Origin of the sequence: Agathobacter ruminis, from assembly GCF_002735305.1 — a bacterium.
Classification (GTDB): domain Bacteria; phylum Bacillota; class Clostridia; order Lachnospirales; family Lachnospiraceae; genus Roseburia; species Roseburia ruminis.
Genome location: NZ_PDYG01000061.1, coordinates 1 through 1584 on the forward strand (window position 1 = coordinate 1; position 1584 = coordinate 1584).

1 protein-coding gene is annotated in these 1584 nt (G+C 38.5%); it reads right to left on the minus strand.

Going from position 1 to position 1584, the window contains the following annotated elements; translation table 11 throughout:
• Positions 1 to 159 precede the first annotated feature (159 nt).
• Complete coding sequence (locus CSX02_RS08315) at positions 160 to 1335, minus strand: IS110 family RNA-guided transposase (RefSeq protein WP_099386325.1); 1176 nt, start codon at positions 1333 to 1335, stop codon at positions 160 to 162.
• Positions 1336 to 1584 lie beyond the last annotated feature (249 nt).

Genomic DNA, 1584 nt, shown 5'->3' on the forward strand with positions numbered 1-1584 from the left:
AAGACTAACTATTAAAGAAAGTCAATAAAAATGTTTTAAAACAGAAATGTTTTGAATAAAGTGGTGATGACTTATTCATCGCAATCAGTACTTTGAAAACTGCATGACAAATAGAGCATCGGCTGAGATGCTCTTGAAAGAAGAATTGTATGGAATTAATTAATCTGCTTTGTTGTATGACTGATGAGATTTCTCAAGCTGATATATCAGTCTCACGAGCTTCTTCGTTGCATGGGATACAGCAACATAGTAGTGCTTTCCTTCGGCTCGCTTTTTTGCAAGGTAAGCATTGAATGTCGAATCCCAATGGCAGACGTAAATAGTGGCGTTAAACAGAGCATATCGTAGATATCTGGAACCACGCTTTTCCATTCTTGGATGGCAGTTATCTAATTGTCCAGATTGATATGTGGATGGCGATAAACCTGCATAGGCAAGGATTTTATCTGCAGAGTCAAATCTATCAAAGTCACCAATCTCGGCAATTATCATGGCGCCCATGCGATAGCTTATTCCAGGGATGCTAAGGATTGGAGAATTGATGGTGTCCATAATGGCATTGATTTCTCCTTCAATTTCATTAATCTCGGAATCAAGCTCACGTATCAGTTTGATGGTATGCTTTAATTCAAGGGATTTCGTTGGCATATTTGAGCCAATAGAAGCTCTTGCTGCATCTCGAAATGCTATGGCAACATTCTTGTCATAATGACCCTTAGAAGCTTCGTTCAGTAGATTTGAAAGTCTTGTCAGATGCGCATTTGCCACTTGTTTTGCACCTGGGAATTCATAAAGCAATGAATACACAGAATTCATGTGTATAGTTGGAACAAGCTTTTCTAACTCAGGGAAAAGGATACAGACAAGACGAGAGATAGAAGTTTTAAGTTTTGCCCGTTCTTTGACTTTATCAAAGCGGTAGCGGGTTAGTGACTTAAGTTCTTCGTTGTGGTACGATGTGTTAGAGTAGGACTTTAAGTTCACATCTGACATGAGCATAGAAGCAATCGTATTGGCATCTACTTTATCCGTTTTTGTCTGTCTAAGGCTTAGACTTTTTCTGTACAGATTGGTATGTAACGGATTGATAACGAAGGTGGGTAGACCTTTATCAACGAGATATCCAAGAAGATTGTAGCTATAGTGTCCGGTGGCTTCTAGCCCTACTTTTACTTTAGATACATCTTCCATTACGGATTCTATCTTTTGATAAAGATCAGTGAACCCATCGAGATTGTTTTTGATGGTGAATGTTTTGAAAACAACTTCCCCAACAGAGTTTTTGATAATGCAATCGTGTTTGTCTTTAGCGACATCAATTCCTACATAGATCATATAGGACCTCCCTAATAATAGTATTGATACTGTTTCAGATCCACAGGGCTCCTTGCAATCGTAACCTACTTCTTGATAAACCGTCATGCGGTAACTAACTGATTAACAAATAAACAAAGAGACTGTGGTTGGAGCCTTACTCAAACCGTCTATGCGGTAGGGGATAATAACCAATCCACAGCATCTTAAACAGCATAGTCGAACCTATTGAAAAGGTAAAGAAAGACTATGACTAATACTAATAGTAGG

Coding starts and splice junctions, on each gene's coding strand:
- CSX02_RS08315 (WP_099386325.1), bottom strand. CDS start 1,335: ATGATCTATGTAGGAATTGATGTCGCTAAAGACAAACACGATTGCATT.